The following is a 23,669-nucleotide window of genomic DNA, read 5'->3' on the forward strand; positions in this document are numbered from 1 at the left end:
CGTACGCACGCCCGCCCACGCTCGAACGAAGGAAGCCGACCTCATGCTGCGCATCGCCGTCCCCAACAAGGGTTCCCTGTCAGGCCCCGCGGGGGAGATGCTGCATGAGGCCGGCTACCAGCAGCGCCGGGAGGCCAAGGAGCTCCGGATCGTCGACCCGGAGAACGAGGTCGAGTTCTTCTACCTCCGCCCCCGCGACATCGCGATCTACGTCTCCTCCGGCCGCCTCGACATCGGCATCACCGGGCGCGACCTGCTCGTCGACTCCGCGGCCGACGCGGAGGAGATCCTGCCGCTCGGCTTCGCCCGCTCCACCTTCCGCTTCGCGACCAAGCCCGGCACGGCCGGATCGGTCGCGGACCTCGCCGGCAAGACCGTCGCCACCTCGTACGAGGGCATCGTCGGGAAGTACCTCGCCGACCAGGGCGTCGACGCGTCCGTCGTGCACCTCGACGGCGCCGTCGAGACGGCCATCGAGCTCGGGGTCGCCGAGGTCATCGCGGACGTCGTCGAGACCGGCACCTCGCTGCGCAACGCGGGCCTGGAGGTCTTCGGCGAGCCGATCATGAAGTCCGAGGCCGTCGTCATCCGCCGCACCGGCGCGGAGACCACCGGGGACGCCGAACCCAAGGTCCAGCAGTTCCTGCGCCGCCTCCAGGGCGTCCTCGTCGCGCGGACCTACGTGATGATGGACTACGACTGCCGAGTCGAGCAGCTGGAGAAGGCCGTCGCGCTCACCCCGGGCCTGGAGTCGCCGACCGTCTCGCCGCTCCACAACGAGGGCTGGGTCGCCGTCCGCGCCATGGTCCCGTCCAAGGAGGCCCAGCGCATCATGGACGACCTGTACGACATCGGCGCCCGGGCCATCCTGACCACGGCCATCCACGCCTGCCGTCTCTGAGGACCTTCGAGGAACCGCTCGCCATGTCCGACGCACCAGAGCTCCCCGCTCTCCCCGTGACCTTCCGCCCCGGGCGCACCCGTGCCGTGCTGCTGACCGCCGGCGCCGCGATCTTCGTGGTCATCACCGCGGTCGCGCTGCTGCTGGAGAAGCTCGGCCCGGGGGAGCGGCTCAGCTTCGTCTTCACCGGGGCCCTGCTCTTCGGCGTGCTCGTCCTGCTGGCCCGCCCGAAGGTCGTCGCCGACGAGGCCGGGGTCACCGTCGTCAACATCACCAGCCGCCGGCGGCTGGCCTGGGCGGAGATCCTTCAGGTCAACCTGCGTCCCGGGGACCCCTGGGTGTTCCTGAACCTCAGCGACGGCACCAGCCTGCCCGCGCTCGGCATCCAGCCGGGCATCGCCAAGCAGCACGCCATCCGCGACGCCCGTGCCCTGCGGGCCCTCGTCGAGGCCCACTCCCTCGGCGGGCAGGACGGGCAACACGACGAACATCACGGCTGACTCCGGGCTCCCACCCTGCCGTACGGACCCCTGTCTTGATTAATCTGGTGGGCGGAGGCGTTCTCGTTGCGCCTCCGCCACTGACCTTCCCCCCGGAACTCAGCGGCCCCCTGCTATTCGAGGAGTGACTCCCTCCAGCGATGGACGGATCGTCCTGTAGTACCTGCGCCGCCCCCTCCCGACCCATCGCGGCGGCGGCATGACCATCCCCCTGCTGCTCCTCGGAGCGGCGTTCCTGTTGATCCTCGCCAACGGCTTCTTCGTGGCCGCCGAGTTCGGTCTCGTCACGGTGGAGCGCCCCGACGCCGAGAAGGCGGCGGCGGAGGGCGACCGACGGGCCCGTACCGTCGTCGACTCCCTCAAGGAGCTGTCCTTCCAGCTCTCCGGCACCCAGCTCGGCATCACCATCACCTCGCTGGTCGTCGGCATGCTCGCCGAGCCGGCGCTCGCCGAACTGCTGCACGGACCGTTCACCGCCGTCGGTGTCCCCGAGGGCGCCGTGTCCGGTGTCGCCGTGGTCGTCGGCATGCTGCTGGCCTCGGCCGTGCAGATGGTGATCGGCGAACTCGTGCCGAAGAACTGGGCGGTGTCCAAGCCCCTGCAGGTCGCGCGGTTCGTCGCAGGCCCGCAGCACGCCTTCTCCACCCTGTTCCGGCCGGTGATCGCCGGACTGAACTCCGTCGCCAACCGGCTCGTGCGGACCTTCGGTGTCGAACCGACCGCGGAGCTGGCCTCCGCCCGCACACCCGGCGAGCTGGTCTCCCTGGCCCGGCACTCGGCCCGGGCCGGCGCACTGGAGCAGGACACCGCAGACCTGTTCGTGCGGACGCTCTCGCTGGCCGACCTCACGGCGCAGCACGTCATGACCCCCCGGGTGAGGGTCAGCGCCCTCCAGTCGTCCGCGACCGCCGAGGACGTCGTGAACCTCACCCGTGCCACGGGCCTGTCCCGCTTCCCCGTCTACCGGGAGCGGATCGACGAGATCGTCGGCATGGCGCACCTGAAGGATGCCCTCGCGGTGCCCTCGCACGACCGGCTGCGCACGCCGGTCACCAGGATCGCCCAGGCCCCGCTGCTCGTCCCGGAGACGCTGCCCGTGCAGCCCCTCCTGGAGCGGCTGCGCAACGAACAGCCCATCGCCGTCGTCGTCGACGAGTACGGCGGCACGGCCGGGGTCGTCACCCTGGAGGACATCGTCGAGGAACTCGTCGGCGAGGTCCGCGACGAGCACGACGGACAGGACGTGCCGGAACTCGCCGCGGCACCGCCCGAGGACGGCCGCCCCGCCTGGGACGCCGACGGCAGCTGCCGTGTCGACCTCCTCCTGCGCATCGGCCTGGACGTCCCCGAGGGCCCGTACGAGACGGTCGCCGGCCTCGTCGCCGACCTGCTCGGCCGTATCCCGGCGCCCGGTGACCGGGCCGAGCTGCCGGGCTGGCGTCTGTCGGTGCGCCAGGTCGGGCACTACCGCGCGGAGCGGGTCCGGCTGGTCAGGACCGTCACCGCCGGCTCCGCCCCCGCGGATGCGCCCGTGTCCGCACCCGCTTCCGTCGCCGCGGTGGAGGCCGTCCGATGAGCGTGCTCCAACTCCTGTTCGCCGGCCTGCTCGTGCTCGCCAACGGGTTCTTCGTCGGCGCCGAGTTCGCGCTGGTCTCCGTACGGCGCAGCCAGATCGAACCGCTCGGCACGGCGCGGGCCCGGCAGGTCATGTACGGCCTGGAGAACCTGCCGCACATGATGGCCGCCGCGCAGTTCGGCATCACCGTCTGCTCGCTGACGCTGGGCGCGGTCGCCGAGCCCACCGTGGCGCACCTCCTGGAGCCGGTGTTCCACGCCGTGAACCTGCCCGAGGGCATGATCCATCCGCTCGGCTACGTCATAGCCCTCGCCGCGGTCGTCTTCCTCCACCTGGTGGTCGGCGAGATGCTGCCGAAGAACCTGGCGATGGCCGCCCCCGAGAAGACCGCGCTGTGGCTCAGCCCCGGCCTGGTCGCCTTCGCCCGGCTGTGCAAGCCGGTCACCGTGGCCCTCGGTGCCTGTGCCCGCGTCATCCTGCGACTCTTCCGCGTCGAGCCCAGGGACGAGGTCGAGGCGGTCTTCACCAGCGAGCAGCTGAACCGGCTCGTCGAGGACGCCGGCCAGGCCGGTCTGCTCGAACCGGGGGAGCAGGAGCGCCTGGAGGACGCGCTGGAACTGGGCTCCCGCCCGGTCACGGACGTCCTCCTGGCCCGGGAGTCCCTGGTCGGCGTGGGCCCTTCGGTCACCCCGGGCCAGGTCGTCGCGCTCACCGCCCGCACGGGGTACTCGCGTTTCCCGGTGGTCGCGGAGACCGGCGCCGTCATGGGCTACCTGCACGTGAAGGACGTACTCGACCTGGAGGAGTCCGAGCGGGCGGTGCCGCAGCGGGTGTGGCGTCCCATGACGACCCTCAGCGCGGAACTCCCCCTGGACGACGCCCTGACCGTGATGCGCCGCGCCGCGACGCACCTCGCCCAGGTCGCCGACGCGTCCGGCCGGGTCCTCGGCCTGGTGGCCCTGGAGGACGTCCTGGAACTCCTGGTGGGCGAGGTGAAGGACCCGGCCCACCGAAAACCCCCACCGATACGGGTGAACGACCCCCGCAAGGATTCCCCGGAAACAGCAACACAGGCCCTGGCCAGCTGAAGCACACGGAAAACCGGGCGCGCCTTCCGAAAAGGGCGCCCGGCACCCGCCCCAAGGGGCGCGGGGAACTGCGCGACAAGCCACGACGGCGCCGCCACCCGCCCGCCGACGGACAACCCCGCCCCGGTGGGCGCACCCGCCCCCGGCGGGCTACCCCCCGGCGGGATCCTGGGGCCCCCGCCCCGACAACACCTCGCCATACGCCTGCATCAGATCGGCCAGCCGCAACGTGGACAGGTCGTCCCGACTGAGATGCCCCGGATACCCGGACAACCGCAGATCCCGGTACGCACAGCTCTTCTCGTACAACGTACGCAGGAAACGACCGTTCCCGAGTTCGTCGATCCACCCCTGGTCCACGACGTGCCCACTGATGGACCGCAGCTCGTCGAGGGCCTCCTCGTCCCACACATCCCCGTTCTCGGCGGCCAGCACCTCGCCGATCGAGGTGAGTTCGAGCGGCCGGTACGACGGGAAGTCGACACGGGTCGTGAACCGGGACGACAGCCCGGGATTCGCGGCCAGCAACCGGTCCATGCCCTCCGGATAGCCCGCGAGGATCACCACGAGGTGGTCCCGGTTGTCCTCGGCCCGCTTCAGCAGGACCTGCAGCGCCTCGTCCCCGTACGCGTCGCCCTTGCCGTAGCCCGAGTTGGACAGCGAGTACGCCTCGTCGACGAAGAGCACCCCACCGATCGCCGAGTCGATCAGCTCGTTGGCCTTCACCGCGGTCTGGCCGAGATACTCGCCCACCAGATCGGCCCGCTGGGCCTCGACGAGATGGTCACCGCCGAGCAGTCCGAGCGCGTAGAAGACCCGGCCGAGGATGCGGGCCACGGTGGTCTTCCCGGTCCCGGAGGGGCCGGAGAAGACGAAGTGCCGCTTGGGCGGCTGCACCGGCAGACCCTGCCCGGCGCGCAACCGCGCCATGTTCAGCTGCGCCGAGAGCGCCTTGACCTGCCGCTTCACCGGCTCCAGACCGACCATCCGCTCCAGCTCGGAGAGCGCCTCCTCCAGCAGTGCGGGATCGGTGGGCCCGCTCGGCAGATGCGGCGGCAGCACCGGCACGATGGCCTTCTCGCGGACCCGGTCCGACTCTGACGCCAGGGCGCCGGCCGGCGGCAGGTCGGGCTCCGACAGCCTCAGGTCCCGGCCCCCGTCGCCGAACAGCGGGTCGATGCCGTCGGGTCCGTCCAGCATGTCCTGACCCATGTCCTGACCGATCCCGGTGAGGGTGATCGCCGCGAGGTCGGCGGTGTCGTCGTACCCGTCGCCCTCGGAGATCGCGGCGAGCCGGGCCGAGGTGTCCATGAACGCCGGGTCCACCCTGTGCACCGCCCGGTACAGCGGGAGGGCCGCAGCGGAACGTCCCGTGCCCTCGTGCGCCCGCGCCAGCCAGTACCGCAGCTCCTTGCGCTGCGGCTGCTCGCTGCGGCAGCGCATCAGCGCGGACGACAGCAGCGGCTCGGCCTGTCCGTACATCTCCAGGCGCACGCGGGCCATGCCGCCGAAGAGGCCCGCCTCGATCCCCAGCATCGGATCGTTGATCAGCGGGTCCGTGTTGCGGACCAACTGCTCCCAGTCCTTGACGAGATAGGCCCGGCAGGCGTGCAGGAACCGGACCTGCGGGTCCGTGTCCACCGGGGGCAGACCCGCCAACGCCCGGTCGAGCTCGGGGACATGGCGTCCGTCCAGCCAGTGCGAGGAGTGCGCGAGCAGCAGGTCCCGGGGCGATTCGAGCACCGGCTGCACCCACCAGCCCAGCCAGTACCAGGAGTTGAGGGTGCGCCGGTGGCGGGCGCGCTGTTCTCCGAAGCGGTCGCGGTGCCGGAACATCCGGAGCAGCGCGGTCGTCGTGTCGATGCGCAGTGCGTGCAGGCCGAGCCAGCCGTCCGCCATGCCCGGATCCATCCGGACCGCGGCGCGGAACTCCTCCTCCGCCTGCGGATAGGCCCCCATCGTGTAGGCGTCCACACCTCGCAGCCAGGCGAGGTCGGCCGGGGCCTCGGGGCCCTGCGTGCCGAAGTCCATCACGTCCCCCACAAACCGTGCCCCCGTCGATCACCGGGCGGGCCGGTGCCCGTCGGCAGTCTTCGTCGAACCGCTGTGCCGCGGACGGGAGTTGCGTGCGGTGCGGAGAGCAGCCGTCCGAAGGTCGCACCAAGAGGCATCGTACCTGCGGGGGAGCACCGCGCCGTAGGGTGCCGCACGACCGTTCTTCGAGGTGGGAGCGGACGGGGCGCACTCGGGACGGTCACTGTGGGTGAACGAATCCAGCCCCGAGGCGTCCGGAAAACGTCCCGAGGCAGAACGAAGCCCCCGATCACGGGGGAACAACCGGGGGCTTCGCGTCCTGGGGGCGGTCCCGAAAGACCGCACATTGAGAACGTAAGACCTGTACGACCCGTCGGTCAAGCCGAGTTGAGGTACTCAGGCAACTTCTCGGACAGCGCTCTTCACCACTTCACCACACAGACGCAGGCCCGTCACGGTCCGTGACGGACGGTCCCCTCCCGGGTGTCCCGGCAGGCCCCGGGAGCACCTCATATCCGTCTGAACACTGCCGTACCAGAAGGTCGGCGAAGGGCTCCGAGGGATCCTCGGCGAAGTGTCGGCGCTCCGCCCGGACCCATCGCTCCCAGAAGTCGCTCTGGGCCGAACCGTCCCGCCGGCGCCCCCGCGCCCACGCCTCCTCATGGCCCAATTCCATCCACAGCAGCGCCGCAAGCCGCGGCCGCAGCGCACGACGGCCCGCGCCGACCCCCTCGACGAGGATCACGGGCGCGTGGGGCAGGGTGCGGGCCGGCCCGAAGTCCCGCAGTCGCCAGTCGTACGGGCGATAGCGTGCGCTCTCCCCGCGGCCCAGCGGCTCGACGACCTCCCGGAGCAGCCGCCCGTCCCACGCGAAGAACTCGTCGTGCGTGGCGATGTCGTCCAGGTGCAGCACGGGGGCTCCGCCCAGTGCCCCGGCCAGGCCCGCCGCGAACGTGGTCTTGCCGGAGCCCGCGTGTCCGTCGACACCGACGAGCCGGACGGAGCCGCAGGAGGGCGGCAGCCGGAGCAGCCGCTGGGCGAGGGTGTGGAGGTGAATGGGGGCTTCCCGGGGTGCGGAGGGGGCGTGCGTATGCGGAGGAAGCACTCTACCGAGGGCGGTGTGGAGCGATGGGCGAGCGGGCGCGTGGCCGGTCGGCCGCCGGCCCGGGAGGTCTCCCGCGCCCGCGCCGCGGCTGTCGCGCGCGGACCGCGCCGGTGAGCCCCGTACCCGCCAGTGGTCTCGACCAATATTGGTCGGCGCCGCAGCGTCCGAAGCGCTGGCAGAAGCGCTGATCACGCTCCATAGTTGGCGCACACCCACACATCGCCCACGCGTCTCCCGCGCACTCGGCGGGCCCGTTCGGACACCTGACATCTGGGGGTCTCCCGTCCATGACCAGAGCTGACCAGCCGTCCCGCAGAACCGTCCTGGCCGCGGCGGTGGCAGCGGCCGCCGCCGGAGCGACGAGCCCCGCGGCCGCCGACACCACGGCCCGTGCCGCGAAGGCCCCGGCCGCCACTTCACCGAAAGCGGCCCCCGCGCTCGTGGACAACCACGCCTGGACCTCGTACACCGACTGGCGCGGCGGCACCGCGGAAGGCACCCGTGCCGTGTCCGGGGCGCGCCCGGGCCTGGAGATCCGGACGCCCGCGGGCCGTACCGACTACACCGACCCGCACACCGGGACCACCGCCACCTGGGAGTACGCGCGCTGGACCTCGCCCGTCCACCGCCTCGGCGTGCCCTCCACCGAGGTCATCGCCTCCTGGAACGCGCGGACCCCGGCGGGCACCTGGCTGCACATCGAGCTGGCGGGCACGTACTCCGACGGCACGGACACCCCCTGGTACGTGCTGGGCCGCTGGGCGGCCGGTGACGAGGACATCCGGCGGACCTCGGTGGACGACCAGAGCGACGGGAAGAGCAGTGTCTGGACGGACACCCTCGCCGTCGACGACCCCGCCTCGGGGCTGCGCCTGGTGTCGTACCGGCTGCGGCTGACGCTGTACCGCAGGCCCGGCAGCGAGGTCACGCCGACCGTGTGGCGGCTCGGCGCGATGGGCTCCGACGTCCCGGACCGCTTCACCGTCCCGGCGTCGTCGCCCGGCCTCGCGCGGGAGCTGGCGGTGCCGCGGTACTCGCAGGAGATCCACGCCGGCCAGTACCCCGAGTACGACAACGGCGGCGAAGCCTGGTGCAGCCCCACCTCCTCCCAGATGATCATCGAGTACTGGGGGCGGAAGCCCACGGCGGAGGCGCTGGCCTGGGTCGACCCCGCGTACGCGGACCCGCAGGTGTGCCACGCCGCGCGGTACACCTTCGACTACCAGTACAACGGCTGCGGCAACTGGCCCTTCAACGCCGCCTACGCGGCCACCTACAAGGATCTGCAGGGCGTGGTGACCCGGCTCGGCTCGCTCGGCGACCTGGAGACGCTGATCGCCGCCGGTGTCCCGGTCATCACCTCCCAGTCGTTCCTGGCGACCGAGCTGACCGGCGCGGGGTACGGCACGTCCGGGCACCTGATGACGGTCATCGGTTTCACCGCCGACGGCGACGTGATCGCCAACGACCCGGCCTCGCCCGACAACGACGCGGTACGGCGCGTCTACCGGCGGCGCGAGTGGGAGAACATCTGGCTCCGCACGAAGAGGTACAACGCCGCCGGGAAGGTCGTCTCCGGCACCGGCGGGGTCTGCTACCTCTACTTCCCGGCCCGCCCCACGGCGCGCCAGCGCAAGGCCCTGGCCGCGGTGGGCGTCCGCTGAGCACGCGGGCCGGCACGGCCTTGGGGCGGCTCCTCGTACGCGGAGGGGCCGCCCCTGTGGTGCTCGCCACAGCCATCGGTGCCGCGTGACCAAGCTCTCTCCCGCAAGAGCCCGATCCGGTGGCAAGGTGGGACGGACCGGTGGGGGGAGTCCATCGAATCGACCGTGAGCGAGCTGCCATGACCACGACCTCTGCCACCGCCGGACGCGTCCGTGCCCGTACGGGCGGCCCCAAGGACGACGGGCCGAAGATCCTCGAGCACGTCATGGGCTGGACCCTGGTGCTGGTACTGGCGATGTTCGTGACCCAGCTCGGCCTGGTCTGACGATCGCCGCGACGGCCGTCCGGGCGGATCGAACAAGCTGATCGTACGGCTCTGCCATACTGCGGAGGTCCCGCCCGCGGTTGGAGACAGGTCCGGAATTGAGCAGCAGCCCACAGCGCGGTGCCGACCGCCCCGGAGCGCGCGGTACCGAACGTTCCGCGGCCCGCCGTGCCGAACTCATCGCCATCGGGCGGAAGTTGTTCGCCGACACGTCCTACGACGCGCTGTCGATGGACGACATCGCCAAGCAGGCGCACGTCGCCAAGGGACTGATCTACTACTACTTCCGGTCCAAGCGCGGCTACTACCTGGCCATCGTCGAGGACTCGGTGGCGGAGCTGGTCTCCCGGGCGGCCGGCGGTGTCGAACTGCCCCCCGAGGAACGGGTTCACCGCACCATCGACGGCTACCTTCGCTACGCCGAGCACAACCAGGCCGCGTACCGCACCATCATCAGCGGCGGCGTCGGCTTCGACGCCGAGGTGCACGCCATCCGGGACGGTGTGCGGGAAGCCATCGTCGAGACCATCGCCGAGGGGGCGTACGGGCGGCGGAAGGTGGGCCCGCTGCCTCGTACGGCCCTGCTCGGCTGGCTGTGCAGTGTCGAGGGGGCCACCCTCGACTGGATCGTCCACCGCGGCCTGCCGCGCGACCTCATGCGCGAGCTGCTGGTGAAGATGCTCGGCGGTACGATGCGCGCCGTCGAGGAACTCGACGTGAGCTACCCGGCCCCGCAGGCCGCGCACCGTACCGCCGCGACTAGTTGATCGCCTTGATCAGTTCGCCGTTCGACGTGTCACCGCTGAGCTCCCAGAAGAACGTGCCGCCCAGACCCTGTGCGTTCTTGTAGCTCATCTTCCCGGCGATGGTCGACGGGGTGTCGTAACTCCACCAGTCGTTCCCGCACTTGGCGTACGCCGTGCCGCCCACCGTGCCGGTGACCGGGCACTTCGCCTTGAGCACCTTGTAGTCGTCGATGCCCTGCTCGTACGTCCCCGCCGCCGGACCGGTCGCCGTGCCGCCGGGCGCCGCCTGGGTGACCCCGGTCCAGCCGCGGCCGTAGAAGCCGATGCCGAGCAGCAGCTTCGAGGCGGGAATGCCCATGCCCTTGAGCTTGGCGATCGTCGCGGAGGTGTGGAAGCCGGCCTTCGGTATCCCGGTGTAGGAGTTCAGCGCCGAGTGCGGAGCCGTCGGTCCTGCCGCGTCCCAGGCGCCGAAGAAGTCGTACGTCATCGGGTTGTACCAGTCGACGTACTGGGCGGCGCCCGCGTAGTCCGCCGCGTCGAGCTTGCCGCCGGCGGTGGCGTCGGCCGGAATCGCCGAGGTGACGAGCGCGGAGCCGCCGAACTTGGCGCGGACGGCCGACATCAGGTTCTTGTACGCGGCCCTCCCGCTGGTGTCACAGGTCAGGCCGCACGTGTTGGGGTACTCCCAGTCGATGTCGATCCCGTCGAAGACGTCCGCCCACTTCGAGTTCTCGACCAGGTCGTAGCAGGACTGGGCGAACGCCGCCGGGTTCTTCGCCGCCTCCGTGAAGCCCGCGGACCAGGTCCAGCCGCCGAAGGACCAGAGGACCTTGAGGTTCGGGTTCTTCTTCTTCAGCTCCCGCAGCTGGTTGAAGTTGCCGCGCAGCGCCTGGTCCCAGGTGTCCGCGACCCCGTCGACCGACTCGGCCGCGGTGTGGGTGCGCTCGGTGGCCGCGTAGGCGTCGCCCATCGCGCACTTGCCGCCGGTGACGTTGCCGAAGGCGTAGTTGATGTGCGTCAGCTTGGCCGCCGAGCCGGACGTCTGGATGTTCTTGACCAGGTACTTGCGGTCGTAGGTGCCCCATTCGGTGAAGTAGCCGACGACCTTGGAGCCGGCCGCCGTGGGGGTGGCGGCCGTTCGGGTGGCGGCGGTGGGGACGGCGGTCTTCTCGGGCGCGGCGGCCGCGGTACCCGCGCCGGCGAGCAGCCCCGCGCCGAGGGCGGCGCAACACGCGGCGGACAGCAGCGCCCGGAACCGGGCGCGGGGGCGGAATGAGGTGAGCATCGGGGTCTCCTCGTGGGGGAGAGGAGAACAGTCGCCGATTGGCATGAACGCGGTGAAGCGTTGGAGCGAAACAGTAGGAGGACTAGACCAGTCGGTCAATGGTTCGGACCAATTCGGGAGGGCGATTCTTTACTCTAGAGTAAGCGGTCGTTAACTGGTGACGTGCTGCCTCCGATCGGGCATACTCACTGCGCACGGCCGCTGATCAGCCGCTTCCGTGACCCGGGGGCGCGAGCATCGCCGGCGCCCAGTGAGACCGGCGGGGCAGCCCCACCCAGGTGTGCGTTCGCCGATGTGCCCGACAGGGAGGAGAGCGTCGCCATGCCTGACCGCGCCCCGCAGCCGGTGGACCGGCAACTGCCCACGGACGAGGCCCGGGATCTGATCTCGCTCGTCCGCGACATCGCGCAGCGTGAGATCGCCCCGAAGGCGGCGGAGGAGGAGGACGCGGGACGCTTCCCGCGCGAGATCTTCACCCTCCTCTCGGAGTCGGGACTGCTGGGTCTGCCCTACGACTCCGCGTACGGCGGCGGAGACCAGCCGTACGAGGTCTACCTCCAGGTCCTGGAGGAGCTCGCCGCCGTGCGCCTCACCGTGGGGCTGGGGGTCAGCGTGCACTCGCTCGCCTGCCATGCCCTCGCCACCTACGGCTCCAAGGAGCAGCAGGTCGAGCACCTCCCCGCGATGCTCGGCGGCGGCCTCCTGGGCGCCTACTGCCTCTCCGAGCCCTCATCCGGCTCGGACGCGGCGTCCCTGCGTACGAAGGCCGTGCGGGACGGCGACGCGTGGGTGCTCACCGGCACCAAGGCATGGATCACGCACGGCGGCGTCGCCGACTTCTGTACGGTGCTCGCGCGGACCGGCGGCGAGGGGGCGCGGGGCATCACCGCGTTCCTGGTGCCCGGGGACGCCGAGGGGCTGAGCGCCGCGGTGCCCGAGAAGAAGATGGGCATGAAGGGCTCGCCCACCGCCCAGGTCCACTTCGACGGGGTACGCATCCCCGACGACCGGCGCATCGGCGAGGAGGGGCAGGGCTTCGCCATCGCCCTGTCCGCGCTGGACTCCGGGCGGCTCGGCATCGCGGCGTGCGCCGTCGGGGTCGCCCAGGCCGCCCTGGACGAGGCGGTCGCCTACGCCACGGGGCGCGAGCAGTTCGGCCGGCCGATCGCGGACTTCCAGGGCCTGCGCTTCATGCTGGCGGACATGGCGACCCGCATCGAGGCGGGCCGTTCGCTGTATCTCACCGCGGCCCGGCTGCGTGACGCGGGACGGCCCTTCGCCCGGCAGGCGGCCATGGCGAAACTGTTCTGCACCGACGCCGCGATGCAGGTCACCATCGACGCCGTGCAGGTGCTCGGCGGTTACGGCTACACCGCGGACTTCCCCGTCGAGCGGTACATGCGCGAGGCCAAGGTGCTCCAGATCGTCGAGGGCACCAACCAGATCCAGCGCATGGTCATCGCCCGTCACCTCGCTGGTCCCGAGTCACGCTGAACCTCCCGTACCCGTACATCACCGCGGGGGCCACCAGCCTGGTCCACTCGGGGTCGTGGCGGCCGGGCAGGGTCCGGCCGCGGTCGGCCCAGGCGCGGACCATGGCGCGGTAGATGGGTGGGTCCAGCGTCTGCTGGGATCCGTTCTGCTGGGGTCCGTGGGACTCCTGCGGCTCCGGGGACACCCGCGTCCACTGCGGCTCCTGGACCCCCTGCCTCATCTGGGTCCCTTGTGTCCCCTGGACTCCCTGCGTTCCGTGGATCCCGTGCGTCCCCTGCGTCCCCGTCCCCTGGGCAACCGATTCTGCGAAGGGGAGAACATACCCGCGGCGACGGCCCGTCTCTGCGTACGTAGAGGTCATACCGGGCCAACGCGTACCGGGCCGGACAGGTCACCTACCGGCGAATTCGCCAGTGAGTTCGCGGCCCGCCCTTGTGGGTGGACGCCGAGGGGGCGCCGAGCCGGCGGATCCGGACACACCGATCCGGCACCACGGCGGTCCGCGCCGTGGTGCGGGGCAGTCACGTGGACACGCGGATCCCTCGGCAGGGACCGGGCCGGAGGGCGCTCAGGCGGCCTGGCGCCGCATCGCCGGCACCCGCAGGGGCCGCGAGCCGGGGCCACCGACGTGCGAGAAGGGCTGGGTCCGCCAGTCGAGTCCCTGGGGGAGCGTCAGCAGCAGGGCCGTGTCCTGCTCCTGGACCTCCGTCGTCTCGTCGGCGGGACGGGCGTCGGCCGCCGCGCGGCCCGTGCCGGCGCAGACCGTGAGCCCGAAGGGGTTCCACGGCGACGCGCAGAGGGCGTGCTCCGGGAGACTCTCCTCGCCCGCCAGCAGCGCGATGGGCTGCGCGCAGTCCGGGCAGATCACCCGGTACATCTCGAAGGTGTCGTACGCGTCGAGCTCCTCGCCGTCCAGGGCGTCCGGTTCGACGCCCTCCGGCTCGGGCTCGACGACCGGCTGCTGCCGCTTGGACGCGGTACGGCCAAGACGCTTCAGACTCTGCATGGGCTACTCCCCCTCAGGTGGGCCGACGTGCACTGCGACGTCGGCCACAGCAAGCACTTCCCGTCCCGTCTCCGCGGTAATCACGAGAGCATCACGGAAGCGACCGGCCCCATGTGGCGTTCGTCACATGCTGCCCCCAGGTGCCCGACCCGGCTGGTTTGTCCCCCGTCCGCAGCCGCCCGCCCGCTCCGCACCCCTCACGAAGCGGGTATGACCTGCGCCGCTGAGTATCCGGGGGGATCAAGCGCACGGTAGGTTCTGGGCCATGGAGGAGCTGGACCGCCACATCGTGCAGCTGCTCGTCGAAGACGGGCGGATGAGCTACACCGACCTGGGCAAGGCCACGGGCCTGTCCACGTCGGCCGTGCACCAGCGGGTGCGCCGCCTGGAACAGCGCGGCGTCATCCGCGGTTACGCCGCGGTCGTCGACCCGGAAGCCGTGGGACTGCCGCTGACGGCCTTCATCTCGGTGAAACCGTTCGACCCGAGCGCCCCGGACGACATCGCCGAACGCCTGGCCGGCGTGCCGGAGATCGAGGCGTGCCACAGCGTCGCCGGCGACGAGAACTACATCCTCAAGGTCCGCGTCGCGACCCCGCACGAGCTGGAGGAGCTCCTCGCCCGCCTGCGCACGCTGGCAGGGGTGTCCACCCGGACGACGGTGGTCCTGTCGACCCCGTACGAGGCACGGCCGCCGAAGATCTGACGGGAATCTGACGGGGACCCCTTCACCGCCCGGGACCCGCGCACCGGGCGGCCCCGCCGAGGGGTGAGACTGTCCCCATGAGCGACAGCACCACCGACCCCGAGCCCCGCCCCGCCCCCGCGAGGACGCCGCGCACGACACCGTCCGGCCAGGACGACCCCTCCCGGGGGCCGCTGACCGTGCTGCTGCGCGGCGGGGAGGTCCACAGCCCCGCCGACCCGTTCGCCACCGCGATGGTCGTGGAACGCGGACAGGTCGCCTGGGTCGGTTCGGAGGGCGCGGCTGACGCGTTCGCGGACGGCGTCGACGAGGTGGTGGACCTCGAAGGGGCGCTCGTCACCCCGGCGTTCACCGACGCACACGTGCACACCACGGCCACCGGCCTCGCCCTCACCGGCCTCGACCTCTCCGGTGCCCGCACCCTCGGCGACGCACTGGACCGGGTACGGGAGTCCGCGGCCTCCCGTCCCGCCGACCGGACGCTCCTCGGCCACGGCTGGGACGCCTCCCGCTGGCCCGAGCGGCGCCCCCCGGGGCGCGCCGAGCTGGACGAGGCCACCGGCGGCCGCCCGCTCTACCTCAGCCGGATCGACGTCCACTCGGCCGTCGTCACCACGGCCCTGCTGGACCTCGTGCCGGGCGTCCGCTCGGCGGCCGGGTTCCAGGACGGCGAACCGCTCACGCGCGACGCCCATCACGCCGTACGCGCCGCCGCGTTCGCAGCCGTGACGCCGCTGCAGCGCACCGAGGCCCAGCGCGCCGCCCTGCGGCACGCCGCCTCGCTCGGCATCGGCTCCGTGCACGAGTGCGGGGGCCCCGAGATCTCCTCGGAGGACGACTTCACCGGACTGCTGCGCCTCGCCGCGCAGGAGCGCGGCCCCCGTGTCGTCGGCTACTGGGCCGAGCAGGACGTGGCCAAGGCCCGTGCCCTGGGAGCGGCCGGCGCCGCGGGCGACCTCTTCGTGGACGGCGCCCTCGGCTCGCACACGGCCTGTCTGCACCGGCCGTACGCCGACGCGGACCACACGGGCACCGCCTACCTGGACACCGCCGCCGTCGCCGCCCACGTGGTGGCGTGCACCGAGGCGGGGCTCCAGGGGGGCTTCCACGCCATCGGGGACGCCGCCGTGGCCTCCGTGGTCGCCGGCATGCGCGCGGCCGCCGAGAAGGTCGGCCCGGCCCGCGTACGGGCCGCCCGGCACCGCGTCGAGCATGCCGAGATGCTGACGCCGGAGGCGATCGCCGGGTTCGCCGACCTCGGCCTCACCGCCTCCGTCCAGCCAGCCTTCGACGCGCTGTGGGGCGGCGCGGACGGCATGTACACCGAGCGCCTGGGTGCCGAGCGGGCCCGTACGCTCAACCCCTTCGCCGCCCTGCTGCGGGCCGGCGTGCCCCTGGCCTTCGGCTCCGACAGCCCCGTGACACCGCTCGACCCGTGGGGCACCGTCCGCGCCGCGGCCTTCCACCGGACGCCCGAGCACCGGGTGTCGGTGCGCGCCGCGTTCACGGCGCACACGCGGGGCGGCTGGCGGGCGGTCGGACGGGACGACGCGGGGGTGCTGGTACCGGGCGCGCCCGCGGACTACGCGGTGTGGCGCACCGAGGAACTGGTGGTCCAGGCCCCGGACGACCGGGTGGCCCGCTGGTCGACCGACCCCCGCTCCGGCACCCCCGGGCTGCCCGACCTGTCACCCGGCGCGGGGCTCCCCGTCTGCCTCCGTACGGTGGTGGACGGCCGGACGGTATTCGTACGGCCGGACGAGTGATGTCCCGGGGTGGCGCGGTGGCGATCATGGCCGGGCGGCCCGTCGCACGACCTGCGTATCCTCTGCGCTGACCAGGCGCTTTCCGGAAGAACCGCAGGTCGCGTGACTGTTGACAGTGAGCGGCAGGTGGCCGGTAGGTTCGGCGGGTCCACCACCGGACGTCCGACCGGTGAACTTCCGCGCAGTCGCCGCAGCGCAGTTGGGTCAGGGGTGGTGTGCCGCACCGGCGCGCCACCACTGGGAGCCAGGCCCAGCGACCGTGCCACGGGGCGAGGGAACGTTCCGGCCGGATGGTGTGACCCGGGTGGGGCCCGGACGCTCAGTAGACAACGGCTCTCGGTCGACCCGCAGCCAGCGGGTCCCAGGCCGGCCCGAAGGGCGCCGGGCCCCGATCCGCAGTTCCCATCCCTTCTGTGACCCTCTTGTGGGACTTTCAGGCCGCCGCCCTACCTGCGCGAAGAGTGACGCTCGCTAAGGTGGAGCACCTCTCGCACGGAAGTCTTAAGGGGAAGCTGTGAACGACGGCGTTGAGCGACGGTTCGGTCCGCTCGGCACGACCTTGGTGATCATCCCGACCTTCAACGAGGTGGAGAACATCAAGTCGATCGTCGGCCGGGTGCGGGCGGCCGTGCCCGCGGCGCACGTCCTGATCGCCGACGACAACAGCCCCGACGGCACCGGCAAGCTCGCCGACGAGCTGTCCGTCGAGGACGAACACGTCCACGTGCTGCACCGCAAGGGCAAGGAGGGGCTCGGCGCCGCCTACCTCGCGGGTTTCGGCTGGGGCCTGGAGCACGGGTACGGCGTCCTGGTCGAGATGGACGCCGACGGCTCGCACCAGCCCGAGGAACTGCCCAGGCTGCTGACCGCGCTCAAGGGCGCCGACCTGGTGCTCGGGTCCCGGTGGGTGCCGGGGGGCCGGGTGGTGAACTGGCCCAAGTCCCGGGAGTTCCTCTCCCGCGGCGGAAGCCTGTACTCACGCGTCCTGCTCGACGTCCCCATCCGTGACGTCACCGGCGGCTACCGGGCCTTCCGGCGCGAGACGCTGGAGCGGCTCGGGCTCGGCGACGTGTCCTCGCAGGGCTACTGCTTCCAGGTCGACCTGGCCCGCCGGGCCGTCGCGGCCGGCTGTCACGTGGTCGAGGTGCCCATCACCTTCGTCGAGCGTGAACTGGGCGACTCCAAGATGAGCCGGGACATCCTGGTGGAGGCCCTCTGGCGGGTCACCACGTGGGGCGTGGGGGAGCGGGCGGGGCGCGTCCTGGGGCGCAAGAAGCCCGGCGCCTGAACCCGGCCCGGTCCGGACGGGTCCGGTGGGGCCGGGGGCCGTCGCACAGGCAGGGCTGACCGGCCGCTTATGCCGTACTGAGCCCCGGGCAGGCACACTGGAGGCATGACGACTGGCGCTCCGATCCCGCCCTCCGCATCCGCATCATCCTCCGCGACCTCCGGCTCCGCGCGGCCCCGGCGTTCCCGGCTGCTGAGGTTCCTGCCCCTGGGCTTGGTCGCGTGGCTCGTGCTGGAGGTCTGGCTGCTGACCGTGGTGGCGGGCGCGGCGAGCGGTTTCGCGGTGCTTCTGCTGCTGGTCGGCGGGTTCGTCCTCGGCTCCGTGGTGATCAAGCGGGCCGGCCGGCGGGCGTTCCGCGCGCTGAGTGAGACGTTGCAGCGGCAGCAGGACGGTGCGCTGCCGCAGGAGCGGACGAACTCCGAGGGCAACGGGCTGATGATGCTCGGTGGCCTGCTCCTCATGCTGCCGGGGCTCGTCTCCGACGTGGTCGGGCTGCTGTTGCTGGTGCCGCCGGTCCAGAAGGCCGTCAGCAGGTACGCGGAGCGGACGTTCGAGCGCAAGGTGCGGGAGGCGACGGGGAGTTTCGGGGGCGCCTTCCAGCAGGCCCGTATGCATCGGCCCGACGGGAAGGTCGTCCAGGGCGAGGTCATCCGCGACGACACCCCGCAGAACCACCAGCAGAACCAGACCGCACGCCCCCCGCTGACGGGCTGATCAGAGACGCGGAAACCCGCACGCCCAACCACGACGAAGCCGCACGGGAGCTCTACCTGCGGGAGGCGCGCCTCAGGGGCGCGGGGAACTGCGCGAGCAACCGCATCGAACCCGCACGGGAAGCTCTGCCCGCGGGAGGCGCCCCTCAGGGGCGCGAGGAACCGCGCGGCCGACTCGGGGCGGGCCCGGTACCAAGGGACGCGCGGTCGTCCGGACGCACAGAACCGCGGGAGCCGTACCTCCAGGTACGGAGCCCGCGGTCGCGTGCGTGCGCTGTATGCCGCCCGACCCCCGGAGGGGCTACGCGGACTTGCGGCTGTCCCGAGGGTGAACCGCGATGTTCATGGCTCCGGATCGAAGCACGGCCAAGCGCTCCTCGAGGACCTCTTCGAGTTCCTCCCGCGTACGCCGTTCCATCAGCATGTCCCAATGCGTACGCGCGGGCTTGGCCTTCTTCTCCTCAGGGCCGTCGCCGTCCACAAGGAGTGCCTGGGCCCCGCAGACCTTGCACTCCCACTCCGGCGGGATCTCCGCCTCCACCGAGAAGGGCATCTCGAATCGATGGCCCTTCTCACATGCGTACTCCACGGCCTGGCGCGGGGCCAGGTCGATGCCGCGGTCCGTCTCGTAGCTAGTCACCACGAGGCGCGTGCCGCGAAGAGCTCGCTCACTCATGAATCGTGCCTCCCGGGCTTGTCGCCCACAGGACAGGTGTCGCTGTCGTCGTCATCCGGTCAACGTCCGGTCGGCGGTAAAGATTCCCGTTCCGGGTTCATGCATCGCCGTCGTAGCTGCCCTTGGTGTACCCACCCGCGCCCGGTTTGTCACATCTGACAGCAGATGTCACCTAGCGTTTCGGCATCTTTGACGCGCAGTAACGGTACGCCTGGCAGGCCAAACGCGTACACTACCGCCCTTTGGCGCCGAGTGCTAAATCCTCGCCGGAACGGGGTTGCCCGCGTCGCGCACCGCCTGCCGCACCGGAACGCGCGCGAGCAGCACGAATCCCAGCACGAAGAAGGCCACGAGCGAGATGATCGCGTCCCGATAACTTCCGGTCAGCTGGTAGGTCAGGCCGAAGAGGAGCGGGCCCAGCCAGCTCATGCCCCGGTCGCTCATCTCGTACGCCGCGAAGTACTCGGCCTCCTTGCCGGGCGGGACGAGATGCGAGAACAGGGAGCGGGACAGCGCCTGGCTGCCACCGAGGACGAGCCCGATCCCGGCGGCCAGGACGAAGAACCAGCCGGGGGCACCCGCCGGCAGGAAGTAGCCCGCGCCGAGCGTGACCGTCCAGGCGACCAGCGAGCCCAGAATCGTCCGTTTGGCGCCGTACGTCCGCGCCAGCCGCCCCATCCCGAGGGCGCCCGCCACCGCGAGCAGCTGGACCAGCAGCACGGCGACGATCAGTGTCGACTGGTCGAGGCCCAGCTCTTCGGAGCCGTACACCGAAGCCTGCGAGATGACCGTCTGGATGCCGTCGTTGTAGACGAGGTACGCGAGCAGGAAGGCGAGCGTCAGCGGTTGGCGCCGCATGTCGCGCACGGTGGCCGCGAGGTGCCGCCAACCGCGCGGGGCGGGGCCCGCGTCGTCCGGGTGGGAGCCGGCCGTACGCCGGTCGCGCAGACGTCTGAGCGGTATGAGGGTGAAGGCGCCCCACCAGACGCCGGCCGAGGCCAGGCAGATGCGGACCGCCGTCGACTCCGAGACCCCGAAGCTGTCGTGAGCGGTGTAGAGGACCAGGTTCGCCACCAGGACCAGCGCGCCCGCCCCGTAGCCGAAGGCCCAGCCCTTCGACGAGACGGCGTCACGCTCCTCGGGCGGGGCGATCTGCGGCAGGTAGGAGTTGTAGAGCATCATCGAGACGGTCAGCGAGGCGTTGGCCACGATGAGCAGGAGGCCGCCCAGCAGATAGCGGTCGCCGTCCAGGAAGAACATGCCGGCGGTGGCCGCGGCACCCAGGTAGGCGGCGAGCGCGAGGAGCGGCTTCTTGCGGCCCGTCCGGTCGGCCGCCGCGCCCGCCAGGGGCATCACACAGATCGACAGGATCACGGCCGCGGACACGCAGTAGGCGAAGAACGAGCCGGCACGCAGGGGGACCCCCAGCGGACGCACGAACCCGTCCGCGTCCGCGGCCGCCTTGGCGACCGACGTCAGATAGGGGCCGAGGAACACCGTGAGGACGCTGGTCGAGTAGACGGAGCACGCCCAGTCGTAGAAATACCAGCCGCGCTGCTCGCGCCGCCGTTCGGCGGCCCCGTCGGCCACCCGTTCCCGCACGGTGTCGGTGCCCACCCGTGCCCTCGCTTCCCCGTCAGACCCAGGTGCCGCGGTCCTTCAGGACCCCGCGCAGCGTCTCGATGTGATCGGTCATGATGCCATCGACGCCCAGGTCCAGAAGCCGGTGCATCCGCCCGGGTTCGTTGACCGTCCACACGTGGACCTGCAGCCCGCGCGCGTGGGCGGCGCGCACGAAGTGCCGGTCCACCACGGGGACCCCCGACTGCGCCTCGGGAACCTGGGCGCAGAGCGCCGAGTCCCGCAGCGCGGCGGGCAGGCCCCACGAGCGCAGACGCAGCCCCAGGACGCCCCGGGTGCCGTACGAGGTGGCCAGGCGAGGTCCCGCCAGGCGCTGGGCGCGGGCGACCCGCGGTTCGGAGAAGGAGCCGACGCAGACGCGGTCCCAGGAGCCGGTGCGCCCGATCAGGTCGAGGAGCGGGCGCAGCGCGGGCTCCGCCTTGACGTCGACGTTCCAGCGGACCTCGGGGAAGGTCTCCAGCAACTCCTCGAACAGGGGGACCGGTTCGGCGCCGGCCACGCGCGCGTGGCGTACGTCGTCCCAGGGGAGGTCCGCTATCCGGCCCGCCCCGTCGGTCACCCGGTCCAGGGTCGCGTCGTGGAAGGCGACGAGCCGTCCGTCCGCCGTGGCGTGCACATCGGTCTCGATGTAGCGGTAGCCGGCGCCGACCGCGCGGTGGAACTGGGCCACGGTGTTCTCCAGCCCGTCGGCGGCTCCGCCCCGGTGGGCGAAGGCGATGGGCCCGGGGTGGTCGAGGTAGGGATGGCGTATGCGCGGGATCACCTCGGGAGTATCGCCGGTGCCGGTGGCCCGGCGGCAACGGCCGTACTGCCGCCCGGTGATGCCGGGGAGACGGCGAACACGCGCAGGAAGAGCTGGGCCAGCGGACCGATGGCGAGCGCGTACAGGACCGTGCCCACGCCGACCGTGCCGCCGAGGACGAAGCCCGTCGTGACGACCGCCACTTCGAGGGTCGTGCGCACGAGGCGGATCGAACGGCCGGTGCGTCGGTGGAAGCCGGTCATGAGCCCGTCACGCGGGCCCGGACCGAAACGGGCCGCTATGTAGAGGCCGGTCGCCGTACCGTTCAGCAGGATGCCCGCCGCCATCAGCGGGACGCGGACGGTGAGGGTGTGCGCCTGCGGAAGCAGGGCGAGCGTGCCGTCCATCGCCAGGCCGACCACGAAGACGTTGGACACCGTGCCGAGGCCAGGGCGCTGGCGCAGCGGGAGCCACAGGACGAGGACGGCGGCTCCCACGATGATCGACACGACGCCGACCGTCAGCCCCGTCAGCTCGGCGAGGCCCTGGTGCAGCACTCCCCAGGGCTCCATGCCCAGGCCGGCCTCCAGGAGCAGGGCCGCACTCGCTCCGTACAGCGCCAGACCCGCGTACAGCTGGAGGAGCCGGCGGGGGAGGTGCCCCGACGGGAGGGGAGGAGGCGGGGGAGTGGACACGATGTGGCCCCTGGTGGTGGTAGTGGACTGACCCGTGACACTCTGTGGCTCGGGGAGAAAGCTCTTCCATGGCCAATTCGGGAAAGGTGGACTGGTCATCATGGCGCAGTGGACTTCAGCGGTGGGCGCCGCACAGCTCGCGCGACTGCTCACCTCGCAGCAGGAGCGTCCTGCGGGCCCCGGCACGCGCCGCCCGCCCGCCTACCGCGCCCTCGCCGACGGCATCCGGCTGCTCGTCCTCGAAGGCCGGGTCCCCGTGGCGGCACGGCTGCCCGCCGAGCGTGAGCTGGCCCTCTCGCTGTCCGTCAGCCGCACCACCGTGGCGGCCGCCTACGAGGCCCTGCGCGCCGAAGGCTTCCTGGAGTCCCGCAGGGGGGCGGGCAGCTGGACCGCGGTACCGGCGGGCAACCCGCTGCCCGCGCGCGGCCTCGAACCCCTGCCGCCCGAGACCCTCGGCTCCATGATCGACCTGGGCTGCGCGGCCCTGCCCGCACCCGAGCCCTGGCTGACCCGCGCCGTGCGAGGGGCCCTGGAGGAACTGCCGCCGTACGCCCACACGCACGGGGACTATCCGGCGGGGCTGCCCGCGCTGCGCCAGACGCTCGCCGACCGGTACACCGCGCGCGGCATCCCCACCATGCCCGAGCAGATCATGGTGACCACCGGCGCCATGGGCGCCATCGACGCCATCTGCCATCTCTTCGCCGGGCGCGGGGAACGGATCGCCGTCGAGTCGCCCTCGTACGCCAACATCCTGCAGCTGATGCGCGAGGCCGGGGCCCGGCTGGTACCCGTCGCCATGGCCGAGGGGCTGGCGGGCTGGGACATGGACCGCTGGCGGCAGGTGCTGCGCGACGCGGCGCCCCGTCTCGCCTACGTCGTCGCGGACTTCCACAACCCGACCGGCGCGCTAGCCGACGAGGAACAGCGGCGGCAGCTCGTCGACGCCGCGCGGTCGGCCGGCACCGTACTGGTCGTGGACGAGACGATGAGTGAGCTGCACCTGGACGAAGGACTCGAACTGCCGCGCCCCGTCTGCGGTTTCGACCCGGGCGGGTCGACGGTCGTCACGGTCGGTTCGGCCAGCAAGGCGTTCTGGGCGGGCATGCGGATCGGCTGGGTCCGCGCCGCGCCCGACGTGATCCGCAGCCTGGTCGCGGCGCGCGCCTACGCCGATCTCGGCACCCCCGTCCTGGAGCAGCTCGCCGTCAACTGGCTGCTCGGCACGGGCGGCTGGGAGCAGGCCGTGGAGGTGCGGCGCGGCCAGGCCCGGGAGAACCGGAACGCGCTGGTGGCGGCCCTGCGCCGGGAGTTGCCCGGCTGGGAGTTCGACGTGCCGCGCGGCGGGCTCACCCTGTGGGTGCGCACGGGGGGCCTGTCCGGCTCGCGGCTGGCCGAGGTCGGGGAGCGGGTGGGTGTACGGGTGCCGTCCGGGCCGCGCTTCGGGGTGGACGGGGCGTTCGAGGGGTACGTCCGGCTGCCGTTCACCGTCGGCGGGGCGGTCGCCGACGAGGCCGCCGCGCGGCTGGCGGCGGCCGCGCGGCTGGTCGAGACAGGAGCCAACGGGGTGGCGGAGGCGTCCCGCACGTTCGTGGCGTGACGCCTCCCGGGCCCCGGAGGGGCACGGGGAACGGCGCGGGCGGCCGGGCACGGGGAACCGCGCGGGCGGCCACGGCGAACGGGAGGCCGGCCCACGGCCCCGGCCTGTGCTCACCGG

The 23,669-nt window shown here is 72.1% G+C and carries 22 protein-coding genes; 13 read left to right on the top strand and 9 right to left on the bottom strand.

All coding sequences use genetic code 11. The features are described from left to right. The first annotated feature begins 43 nt into the window (after positions 1-43). From hisG to ACFYXC_RS26970, 4 genes are all read left to right on the top strand, one after another. Positions 44-901: an ATP phosphoribosyltransferase gene (gene hisG / locus ACFYXC_RS26955; protein WP_388918354.1), complete on the top strand. Its 858-nt coding sequence runs from the start codon at positions 44-46 to the stop codon at positions 899-901. A 23-nt stretch (positions 902-924) separates the two neighbouring features. After that, positions 925-1,401 (top strand): PH domain-containing protein, encoded by a 477-nt coding sequence (locus tag ACFYXC_RS26960; RefSeq protein ID WP_389554350.1) that lies wholly within the window; start codon positions 925-927, stop codon positions 1,399-1,401. Positions 1,402-1,600: 199 nt separating this feature from the next. Further along, the gene (locus ACFYXC_RS26965; protein WP_389554351.1) at positions 1,601-2,977 is read left to right on the top strand and encodes a hemolysin family protein; all 1,377 of its coding nucleotides are present in this window, start codon (positions 1,601-1,603) and stop codon (positions 2,975-2,977) included. Next, positions 2,974-4,065, top strand: a complete 1,092-nt coding sequence (locus ACFYXC_RS26970) for a hemolysin family protein (RefSeq protein ID WP_389554352.1) — start codon at positions 2,974-2,976, stop codon at positions 4,063-4,065. The genes ACFYXC_RS26965 and ACFYXC_RS26970 overlap by 4 nt, the downstream gene beginning before the upstream one ends. A 150-nt stretch (positions 4,066-4,215) precedes the next feature. Here ACFYXC_RS26970 and ACFYXC_RS26975 read toward each other — a convergent pair whose 3' ends face one another. Both ACFYXC_RS26975 and ACFYXC_RS26980 read right to left on the bottom strand, forming a co-directional pair. After that, positions 4,216-6,096 (bottom strand): AAA family ATPase, encoded by a 1,881-nt coding sequence (locus tag ACFYXC_RS26975; RefSeq protein WP_389554353.1) that lies wholly within the window; start codon positions 6,094-6,096, stop codon positions 4,216-4,218. A 433-nt stretch (positions 6,097-6,529) separates the two neighbouring features. Beyond that, the gene (locus ACFYXC_RS26980; protein ID WP_389554425.1) at positions 6,530-7,156 is read right to left on the bottom strand and encodes a uridine kinase; all 627 of its coding nucleotides are present in this window, start codon (positions 7,154-7,156) and stop codon (positions 6,530-6,532) included. 335 nt (positions 7,157-7,491) lie between these two features. On the opposite strand from ACFYXC_RS26980, the gene ACFYXC_RS26985 reads away from it, so the two are divergent. The 3 genes from ACFYXC_RS26985 to ACFYXC_RS26995 all read left to right on the top strand — a co-directional run bounded on the left by ACFYXC_RS26985 (position 7,492) and on the right by ACFYXC_RS26995 (position 9,961). After that, on the top strand, positions 7,492-8,868 hold the full coding sequence (locus ACFYXC_RS26985; protein ID WP_389554354.1) for a peptidase C39 family protein: 1,377 nt from the start codon (positions 7,492-7,494) through the stop codon (positions 8,866-8,868). Between the two features lie 179 nt (positions 8,869-9,047). Then, a complete protein-coding gene (locus ACFYXC_RS26990) occupies positions 9,048-9,194 on the top strand; it encodes an SCO1431 family membrane protein (RefSeq protein ID WP_388918371.1) in 147 nt (48 codons plus the stop codon). Positions 9,195-9,292: 98 nt separating this feature from the next. Then, entirely contained in the window at positions 9,293-9,961 is a 669-nt protein-coding gene (locus ACFYXC_RS26995; RefSeq protein ID WP_389554355.1) for a TetR/AcrR family transcriptional regulator, read from the top strand. On the opposite strand, the gene ACFYXC_RS27000 is transcribed toward ACFYXC_RS26995, so the two are convergent. Beyond that, complete coding sequence (locus ACFYXC_RS27000) at positions 9,954-11,225, bottom strand: glycoside hydrolase family 18 protein (RefSeq protein WP_389554356.1); 1,272 nt, start codon at positions 11,223-11,225, stop codon at positions 9,954-9,956. The two genes, ACFYXC_RS26995 and ACFYXC_RS27000, sit on opposite strands and share 8 nt — an antisense overlap. Positions 11,226-11,546: 321 nt before the next feature. On the opposite strand from ACFYXC_RS27000, the gene ACFYXC_RS27005 reads away from it, so the two are divergent. Then, positions 11,547-12,719 (top strand): acyl-CoA dehydrogenase family protein, encoded by a 1,173-nt coding sequence (locus ACFYXC_RS27005; RefSeq protein ID WP_388918379.1) that lies wholly within the window; start codon positions 11,547-11,549, stop codon positions 12,717-12,719. On the opposite strand, the gene ACFYXC_RS27010 is transcribed toward ACFYXC_RS27005, so the two are convergent. Both ACFYXC_RS27010 and ACFYXC_RS27015 read right to left on the bottom strand, forming a co-directional pair. Then, a complete protein-coding gene (locus ACFYXC_RS27010) occupies positions 12,682-12,939 on the bottom strand; it encodes a hypothetical protein (RefSeq protein WP_388918382.1) in 258 nt (85 codons plus the stop codon). The two genes, ACFYXC_RS27005 and ACFYXC_RS27010, sit on opposite strands and share 38 nt — an antisense overlap. Before the next feature lie 348 nt (positions 12,940-13,287). Further along, complete coding sequence (locus tag ACFYXC_RS27015; protein WP_389554357.1) at positions 13,288-13,725, bottom strand: hypothetical protein; 438 nt, start codon at positions 13,723-13,725, stop codon at positions 13,288-13,290. A 265-nt stretch (positions 13,726-13,990) separates the two neighbouring features. Between ACFYXC_RS27015 and ACFYXC_RS27020 the strand changes: the two genes are divergently transcribed. The 4 genes from ACFYXC_RS27020 (at position 13,991) to fxsA (ending at position 18,199) form a co-directional block, all read left to right on the top strand. Next, entirely contained in the window at positions 13,991-14,431 is a 441-nt protein-coding gene (locus tag ACFYXC_RS27020) for an Lrp/AsnC family transcriptional regulator (protein ID WP_388918388.1), read from the top strand. Positions 14,432-14,508: 77 nt separating this feature from the next. Beyond that, on the top strand, positions 14,509-16,197 hold the full coding sequence (locus ACFYXC_RS27025) for an amidohydrolase (protein WP_389554358.1): 1,689 nt from the start codon (positions 14,509-14,511) through the stop codon (positions 16,195-16,197). Between the two features lie 514 nt (positions 16,198-16,711). After that, entirely contained in the window at positions 16,712-17,485 is a 774-nt protein-coding gene (locus ACFYXC_RS27030; RefSeq protein ID WP_389554359.1) for a polyprenol monophosphomannose synthase, read from the top strand. A 105-nt stretch (positions 17,486-17,590) separates the two neighbouring features. Beyond that, positions 17,591-18,199: an FxsA family membrane protein gene (gene fxsA / locus ACFYXC_RS27035; protein ID WP_389554360.1), complete on the top strand. Its 609-nt coding sequence runs from the start codon at positions 17,591-17,593 to the stop codon at positions 18,197-18,199. A gap of 300 nt (positions 18,200-18,499) precedes the next feature. Here the strand turns inward: fxsA and ACFYXC_RS27040 are convergent, their stop codons facing one another. The 4 genes from ACFYXC_RS27040 to ACFYXC_RS27055 form a co-directional block, all read right to left on the bottom strand. Further along, complete coding sequence (locus ACFYXC_RS27040; RefSeq protein WP_003977404.1) at positions 18,500-18,874, bottom strand: RNA polymerase-binding protein RbpA; 375 nt, start codon at positions 18,872-18,874, stop codon at positions 18,500-18,502. Between the two features lie 255 nt (positions 18,875-19,129). Further along, complete coding sequence (locus ACFYXC_RS27045; protein ID WP_389554361.1) at positions 19,130-20,491, bottom strand: MFS transporter; 1,362 nt, start codon at positions 20,489-20,491, stop codon at positions 19,130-19,132. A gap of 19 nt (positions 20,492-20,510) precedes the next feature. Beyond that, positions 20,511-21,278 carry a glycerophosphodiester phosphodiesterase gene (locus ACFYXC_RS27050; RefSeq protein ID WP_389554362.1) on the bottom strand — a complete coding sequence of 256 codons (768 nt, stop codon included), beginning with the start codon at positions 21,276-21,278 and terminating at the stop codon, positions 20,511-20,513. Next, the gene (locus tag ACFYXC_RS27055; protein WP_389554363.1) at positions 21,275-21,952 is read right to left on the bottom strand and encodes a YitT family protein; all 678 of its coding nucleotides are present in this window, start codon (positions 21,950-21,952) and stop codon (positions 21,275-21,277) included. Before ACFYXC_RS27055 ends, ACFYXC_RS27050 begins: the two co-directional genes overlap by 4 nt. 100 nt (positions 21,953-22,052) lie before the next feature. On the opposite strand from ACFYXC_RS27055, the gene ACFYXC_RS27060 reads away from it, so the two are divergent. After that, positions 22,053-23,552, top strand: coding sequence for a PLP-dependent aminotransferase family protein (locus ACFYXC_RS27060; protein WP_389554364.1), 1,500 nt, complete (start codon positions 22,053-22,055; stop codon positions 23,550-23,552). The last annotated feature ends 117 nt before the right edge of the window (positions 23,553-23,669 follow it).

The organism is Streptomyces sp. NPDC002701 (assembly GCF_042889045.1).
Classification (GTDB): Bacteria; Actinomycetota; Actinomycetes; order Streptomycetales; family Streptomycetaceae; genus Streptomyces.

Bases quoted from the DNA above. Each gene is read 5' to 3' on its own strand.
- ACFYXC_RS26965 (WP_389554351.1), top strand. From the start codon at position 1,601: ATGACCATCCCCCTGCTGCTCCTCGGAGCGGCGTTCCTGTTGATCCTC.
- ACFYXC_RS27025 (WP_389554358.1), top strand. From the start codon at position 14,509: ATGAGCGACAGCACCACCGACCCCGAGCCCCGCCCCGCCCCCGCGAGG.
- ACFYXC_RS27000 (WP_389554356.1), bottom strand. From the start codon at position 11,225: ATGCTCACCTCATTCCGCCCCCGCGCCCGGTTCCGGGCGCTGCTGTCC.
- ACFYXC_RS26970 (WP_389554352.1), top strand. From the start codon at position 2,974: ATGAGCGTGCTCCAACTCCTGTTCGCCGGCCTGCTCGTGCTCGCCAAC.
- ACFYXC_RS27005 (WP_388918379.1), top strand. From the start codon at position 11,547: ATGCCTGACCGCGCCCCGCAGCCGGTGGACCGGCAACTGCCCACGGAC.
- ACFYXC_RS27020 (WP_388918388.1), top strand. From the start codon at position 13,991: ATGGAGGAGCTGGACCGCCACATCGTGCAGCTGCTCGTCGAAGACGGG.
- ACFYXC_RS26990 (WP_388918371.1), top strand. From the start codon at position 9,048: ATGACCACGACCTCTGCCACCGCCGGACGCGTCCGTGCCCGTACGGGC.
- ACFYXC_RS27010 (WP_388918382.1), bottom strand. From the start codon at position 12,939: ATGAGGCAGGGGGTCCAGGAGCCGCAGTGGACGCGGGTGTCCCCGGAG.
- fxsA (WP_389554360.1), top strand. From the start codon at position 17,591: ATGACGACTGGCGCTCCGATCCCGCCCTCCGCATCCGCATCATCCTCC.
- ACFYXC_RS26985 (WP_389554354.1), top strand. From the start codon at position 7,492: ATGACCAGAGCTGACCAGCCGTCCCGCAGAACCGTCCTGGCCGCGGCG.
- ACFYXC_RS27015 (WP_389554357.1), bottom strand. From the start codon at position 13,725: ATGCAGAGTCTGAAGCGTCTTGGCCGTACCGCGTCCAAGCGGCAGCAG.
- ACFYXC_RS27040 (WP_003977404.1), bottom strand. From the start codon at position 18,874: ATGAGTGAGCGAGCTCTTCGCGGCACGCGCCTCGTGGTGACTAGCTAC.
- ACFYXC_RS26960 (WP_389554350.1), top strand. From the start codon at position 925: ATGTCCGACGCACCAGAGCTCCCCGCTCTCCCCGTGACCTTCCGCCCC.
- ACFYXC_RS27060 (WP_389554364.1), top strand. From the start codon at position 22,053: ATGGCGCAGTGGACTTCAGCGGTGGGCGCCGCACAGCTCGCGCGACTG.
- hisG (WP_388918354.1), top strand. From the start codon at position 44: ATGCTGCGCATCGCCGTCCCCAACAAGGGTTCCCTGTCAGGCCCCGCG.
- ACFYXC_RS26975 (WP_389554353.1), bottom strand. From the start codon at position 6,096: ATGGACTTCGGCACGCAGGGCCCCGAGGCCCCGGCCGACCTCGCCTGG.